The following is a 6,176-nucleotide window of genomic DNA, read 5'->3' on the forward strand; positions in this document are numbered from 1 at the left end:
AGCCATGGGTTTGAAGCTTCCTGAGATTCTTTTGATTTTCGCGGCGCTGCTGCTGCTGTTCGGCGGCTCGCGGCTGCCGCAGCTCGGCTCGTCCCTGGGCAGCGCGCTGCGCAACTTCAAGCGCGGCTTCTCCACCGACGAGAAGGACGACGCCGAGGAGAAGAAGCCGGGCACGCTGTCCGCCGCCTCCGGCGTGGACAAGGACGTCTCGGCCAAGTCCCCGAGCCACCACGCCTGAAGCCGTGTGGGAGGGGCGCTGAAGGCCCGTCCCTTCCAGCGACCTGCCGGACCGCCCCTGACGCCCGTACCGCGAGCCGCCTGATGCGGCGCCTGCGGACGGGCGTCGGGCTTCGTGCCGTGCTCCCCAGGCCCCTTTCGGGACGCGCCGGGGAGCGCCGGCGGGTGCCTCAGTCCATCACCTTCGCGCCGTCATACATGGCGTCGATGGTCGCCTTGTACTTCTGGCTGGCCACCTTGCGCTTCACCTTGAGGGTGGGCGTGAGCTCTCCCGACTCCTGCGTGAAGTCCGCGTCCATGACGGCGATCTTCTTGATGCTGGAGTACGGAGGAATCTCCGCGTTCACCTTCTTGATGATCTCCTCGACGGCCGTCTTGATCTCCGGCCGCTGGGAGTTCTGCGCATAGCTGCCCACCGCGATGCCCTTGTCCTCCAGGAACTTGCGCGCGGGGTCCTCGGACACGGTGATGAGCGCGACGAGGAACGGACGCTTGTCGCCGTAGACCATCGCCTGGCTGATGAGCGGGAAGGTCTTGAGCGTGTTCTCGATGTTCTGGGGGGCCACGTTCTTGCCGCCCGCGGTGACGATGATGTCCTTCTTGCGGTCGGTGATGCGCAGGTAGTTGTCCGCGTCCACCTCGCCGATGTCACCGGTGTGGAACCAGCCGTCCGGCTCCAGCACCTCCGCGGTGGCGGCGGGGTTCTTGTAGTACCCCTTCATCACGCACGGGCCCCGGACCATGATCTCCCCGTCCGCGGCGATCTTGATCTCCGTGCCGGGCACCGGCGGCCCCACGGTGCCGATCTTGATCTTCTCCACGCGGTTGGCGTTGCAGGGCGCGCTCGTCTCCGTGAGGCCGTAGCCCTCCAGCACCTTGAGGTCGAGCAGGTCGAAGAAGTAGGCGATCTTCCGCGACAGCGGCGCGCCGCCGGAGATGAAGATGCGCATGTTGCCGCCCAGCTTCTCGTCGAGCGTCTTGCGCACCTTGGAGAAGACCAGCTTCTTCGCCAGGCCGAACATCATCGAGTTGTACGGGCGGCCCTGCGCCATGGCCTCGGAGTACTCGTCGAACATGCCGAAGGCCCAGCGGAACAGCTTGCCCTTCATGCCCGGCGCCGAGGAGCCGTTGGCCACGACGTTGTTGTAGACCTTCTCGAACACGCGCGGCACCGACGGCAGCACCGTGGGGCGCGTCTCCGCCAGGTTCGCCAGCAGCTTGTCCACCGACTCCGCGATGATGAGGCGGAACCCCATGGACAGCCACGCGGCCTTCACCACCTGGGCGAACACGTGCGCCAGGGGGAGGAAGAGCATCACCGAGTCCTCGGGCTTCATCATGCCCATGGCCTGGGTGGCCTTCGCTTCATAGGCCCAGTTGCCGTGGGTCAGGATGACGCCCTTCGGGTCGCCCGTGGTGCCGGAGGTGTAGATGAGCAGGTTGGTGTCATCCGACTTCACCGCCGACACGCGCTGCGTGAACGCGTCCTCCGTCGCCTGGGGCCCCGTCTTGCCGGACGCCATCACGTCCGCGAGCGTCATCTCCTTGGGGCCGCTGACGGGGCCCTCGAAGACGACGATCTTCTCCAGCGACGGGATGTCGTTCAGCTTGGAGCGCACGCGCGTGAGGCGCCCGGCCTGCTTCGCATCCTTCTCGTCGGAGTCGACGAGAAGCATCTTCGTCTCCGAGTGGTTCAGGATGTAGCGACACTCATCCGGCGTGTTGGAGCCGTAGATGGGCACCGTGATGGCCTGGGCCGCGCTGACGGCCAGGTCCGCGATGATCCACTGGAGGCTGGTGTTGGCGAAGATGGCCACCCGGTCCCCGGGCTGGATGCCCTGGGCGATGAGCCCGGACGCCAATCCCTTCACGTCCTCCAGCACCTGGGCGAAGGTGACGTCCTGCCAGCGCCCGTCCTTCTTGTGCGTGACGCCCACCTTGGAGGCGTTCTGGGCCCGCTGAACGAGCAACTGGACGAGGTTCTGCTCCTGCGTCCCGCTCGCCGCGGGAGCCGTCGTGACCTGACTCTCTGCCCTCACTTGAGCTCCTCCTGGATGTCGGCATCCGTCTTCTTGGCCCACTGCTGCACGCGTTGCCCCTCCGCGGGGTTGTACGCCGTGCTTCCCTGCTTGACCTTCTCGATGGCGTCGCGCGCCTTCTCCGCCTTGCCGTCCTTCAACAACGTCTCGGCGAGGTAGAGGTACGCGCGCAGCGACTGCGGATACTTGGCGATGGCCTTCTCATAGAACGTCACCGACTTGGACAGGTCCCGCTTCGGCCAAGGCAGCTCGAAGTAGTAGCGACCCTTCACGAGCCAGGGCCCGCCATAGTCGTAGCCCGGGTCGAGCTTCAGCGCGGTGTCCAGGCGCTCGTTGAACTTGCCCTCCAGGCCGTCCCCCAGGGCCTTCATGATGCCAACGGCCTGCGAGTAGGACCCGATGCCACAGGCGGCGAAGTAGTAGCCCTCCACGCGCGCGGGCTGGAGCTTCGCGGCCTTGTCGCCCGCCTCCCAGGTCTGCTTGCCCAGGACCATCTTCAGCTTCTTCTCCGTGGCGCCGTCCGCCTGCCACTGGAGGATGCGGGCCTTGCGCCACGCGAGCTCGAAGTCTTCTGGCTCGGCCGTCAGGGCGTCCTTCAGCCCCGCCTCCAACGCCTTCAAGGATTCAGCGTCGTTCCGTTTGGCGAACAACGCATCGAGTTGGCTGAGCAGCGCGGGATCCGCTGCCTGGGCTGGAAGGGCCGCAAGCACCCAAAGGGCTAGCAATTTCAAGCGCATCCAAACGCCTTAACACGCACGCTTGCCTACCAGCAACCGAACGCGCGAGACGCAGCGCGGCAAAAAAGAAGACGGGGCCGGCGAGGGTCGAACCACCCGCCAGGCCCCATCACTGGTGAACAAAACCCCTGCCCTCCCGGGTGGGTGGGCAGGGGTTGGAATGGCTGCTTCGGCGTGCTTCAGGCCGCGTCGGCCGTGGCGGTGTGCTCCTCGTTCTCGTTGAAGGCGAAGAGGTAGCGCTCCAGGAAGTTCTTCGTCTTCAGCTCCACCTGGCGCACGCGCTCGCGCGACACGCCCCAGCGCTGCCCCAGCTCCTCCAGGGTGAGCGGCTTGTCCTGCGTGAGCCGCTCCTGGAGGATGTCCCAGCCCAGGTCGCCAATGCGCTTGCGCACCTTGGCCAGGGCCTCCTGGATTTCGGTGTCCTGCTCGCGCGACAGGAACGTCTCCTGAGGCGAGGGGCCGCCGTCCTCCAGCCGGTCGAGGAAGGTCGTCTCGCCCTCCTCGTCGATGGTGGCGTCCAGCGAGAAGTCCACCATGCTGCCGCGCTCCGCCTCACCGCCGCGCACCTGGCTGCGGTTGTCCTTGAGGTAGCGGGTGATGTAGGCGCGGATCCACCAGACGGCATAGGTGGCGAACCGCACGTTCTTCTTCGGATCGAAGTGCTCGATGGCCTTCATCAAGCCCACGTTGCCTTCCTGGATGAGGTCATCCAGGCGGGCGCCGCGGTTGGCGAACTTCTTGGCCACCGCCACCACGAAAGCGAGGTTGGAACTGGCGAGCGTCTGTCGGGCGCTCTCGTCACCCTTGCGGGCCTGGCGCGCCAGCTCGTACTCCTGCTCGCGCGTCAGCTGGTGATGTCCGCCGAGGTGCCGCAGGTAATGTGAAAGGCCCTCTGCTGCGAACTTCGTCGAGTTGGCCATGATTTCCCGTCCTTCCGTTCGTAACTGCCGGACGCGATGAATCCCCCGACGAACCGCGTCCACCTGTTACTAGGACGCGCAACGGCGGAAAGGGTTTCTCATTCCTGTCGAGAGGGGCATTTCGCCCGCTTACCCTTGTCAAAAGCCCGTCACGCGGCAGCCCTTTCGGACCTTGAAGGTTGAGAAACGTGACGGGTGGGACAGCACCTACGTTTCCGGCCACTGACTAGGAACGCTTGAGCGCGGGGAAGATTTTCTCGGGATTGAGCAGGCCTGATGGATCAAAAAAGGCCTTCAGGCGCCGCTGGAGGTCCAGGAGCCCTGGAGCCTGTTCCAGCGCCAGATATTCCCGCTTCGCGTGCCCCACGCCGTGCTCGCCGGTGATGGTGCCCCCCAGGGCGACGGTGAGTTCCAGCATGCGACGCAGGGCCTCTTCGACGAGGGGACGCTGGCCGGGGCCGTCGTAGAGGATGTTGGCGTGCAGGTTGCCGTCGCCCGCATGGCCATACGTGGCCACGGTGAGCCCCAGCTCGTCGCCCATGCGCTTGAGCTGCTCGATGATGTCGGGAATTTTCGAGCGGGGCACCACGATGTCCTCGGAGATCTTCGCGGCCTTGAGCGCGCGCAGCGCCGGGGAGATGCCCCGCCGCGCGGCCCACAGCCGGTCGCGCTGCGCGTCGTCCTGGGCGACCAGGGTTTGCGTGGCCCCCTGGGCCTCGCAGATGGCGCCCAGCTGGGTCAGCTCCGCGAACACGCCCTCGGGGGTGTTGCCGTCGACCTCGGCGATGAGGGCGGCGCCCGCGCCGGGGGGGAACTGGAAGCTGCCCCGGTGGACGATGGCCTGCACGGCGACCTCGTCGATGAGCTCCAGACACCGGGGGAGGATGCCGGCGGCGAGCACCGCGGAGACGCCCCGGGCCGCGTGGAGCACGGAAGGAAACACCACCAGCGCGGTCATCACCTGGCGCGGCAGCGGGATGAGCTGGACGGTGATTTCCGTGGCGACGCCGAGCGTGCCCTCGGAGCCGACGAAGAGGCCCACGAGGTCGTACCCGGCCACGCCCTTGATGGTGCGCCGGCCCACGCGCAGCACCTCGCCGTCCGGCATCACCCACTCCAGGCCGATGACGTAGTCGCGCGTGACGCCGTACTTGAGCGCGCGGGGGCCGCCGGCGTTCTCCGCCACGTTGCCGCCCAGGGTGCAGAACTCCCAGGAGTTCGGGTCCGGTGGATAGAACAGGCCCTGGGCCTCCACCGCCTTCATCAAATCTCCCGTCACCACGCCGGGCTCCACCACCGCGGTGAGGTCCTCGGTGGAGATGGCGCGGATGCGGTTCATGCGCTCCAGGCTCACCGCCACGCCGCCGCGCAGGGGCAGGGAACCACCGCTCTTGCCGCTGCGCGCGCCGCAGGGGGTGAAGGGCACGCCGTGCGCCTGACAGGCCTTGAAGATGGCGGACACCTGCGCGGTGTTCTCCGGCAGCAGGACGACGTCCGGCGGGTAGACGCCGCTGTCGGACTCGTCGCGCGCGTAGGCGTCGAGCGAGGCCTCATCGCGCCGGACCTGCCCTTCGGCCAGCACGTCCTTCAGGGCCTCCAGCGCCTTCGCCACGCGCTCGGGCGCCACGCGTTCGAAGGTCTGGGAGGCGGGGTTCATCGCCGGGCCCCCAGCCGGGCCCACAGCTCGCGGCGCAGCGGGCCGTCGCGGCGCAAGAGGCCCTCATAGGCCTCCGCGTGGGTGACGGCGTCGCGCTGGTGATCCGCCCTCAAGCGCAGACAGGCCTGCTCCGCCTCCAGGATGCAGGCGGTGGCGGGACTGTTGAGCACGCGGGCGAGCGCCTGGGCCACCTGACGCGCCAGGTCCTCCTGGAGGATGAGCCGGTGCGCGAAGCAGTCCACCAGCGCCGCCAGCCGGCCGAAGCCCACGACGCGCGTGCCCGGCACGTAGGCCACGTGCGCGCGGCCGGTGAAGGGCAGCAGGTGGTGCGGGCACATGGAGTGGAAGCGCAAGTCGGACACGACGACGATCTCCCCGGACGAGTTCGGGGGCGCGGGGTAGGTCTTCCCGAGCGCCTCCTCGGGCGTGCGCCCGTAGCCGTCGAGGAAGCCGTTGGCCCACACGTCGGCCACGCGCGTCGGGGTGTCCACCAGGTTCTCGTCCTGGAGCGGCAGGCCCGCGGCGGTGAGGAAGTCACGCACCGCGCGGGCCATGGCGACGGGATCGGGGCGCACGGCGCGGGGGG

At 67.8% G+C, this 6,176-nt stretch carries 6 protein-coding genes; 1 reads left to right on the top strand and 5 read right to left on the bottom strand.

Going from position 1 to position 6,176, the window contains the following annotated elements:
- Window positions 1-4 precede the first annotated feature (4 nt).
- Window positions 5-238 carry a twin-arginine translocase TatA/TatE family subunit gene (locus tag D7V93_RS07445; protein WP_120642713.1) on the top strand — a complete coding sequence of 78 codons (234 nt, stop codon included), beginning with the start codon at window positions 5-7 and terminating at the stop codon, window positions 236-238.
- 169 nt (window positions 239-407) lie between these two features.
- Here D7V93_RS07445 and D7V93_RS07450 read toward each other — a convergent pair whose 3' ends face one another.
- The 5 genes from D7V93_RS07450 to folE form a co-directional block, all read right to left on the bottom strand.
- Window positions 408-2,276, bottom strand: a complete 1,869-nt coding sequence (locus D7V93_RS07450; RefSeq protein WP_120642714.1) for an AMP-dependent synthetase/ligase — start codon at window positions 2,274-2,276, stop codon at window positions 408-410.
- Complete coding sequence (locus D7V93_RS07455; protein WP_120642715.1) at window positions 2,273-3,013, bottom strand: tetratricopeptide repeat protein; 741 nt, start codon at window positions 3,011-3,013, stop codon at window positions 2,273-2,275. The genes D7V93_RS07450 and D7V93_RS07455 overlap by 4 nt, the downstream gene beginning before the upstream one ends.
- A 179-nt stretch (window positions 3,014-3,192) precedes the next feature.
- Window positions 3,193-3,933, bottom strand: coding sequence for a sigma-70 family RNA polymerase sigma factor (locus D7V93_RS07460; RefSeq protein WP_120611188.1), 741 nt, complete (start codon window positions 3,931-3,933; stop codon window positions 3,193-3,195).
- Window positions 3,934-4,159: 226 nt separating this feature from the next.
- Entirely contained in the window at window positions 4,160-5,590 is a 1,431-nt protein-coding gene (locus tag D7V93_RS07465; protein WP_120642716.1) for an FAD-binding oxidoreductase, read from the bottom strand.
- Window positions 5,587-6,176 (bottom strand): GTP cyclohydrolase I (gene folE / locus D7V93_RS07470; RefSeq protein WP_244237155.1); only part of this gene is annotated, 590 nt, incomplete at its 5' end. The genes folE and D7V93_RS07465, both read right to left, overlap by 4 nt.

The organism is Corallococcus llansteffanensis (assembly GCF_003612055.1).
In the GTDB taxonomy this organism is placed as follows: domain Bacteria; phylum Myxococcota; class Myxococcia; order Myxococcales; family Myxococcaceae; genus Corallococcus; species Corallococcus llansteffanensis.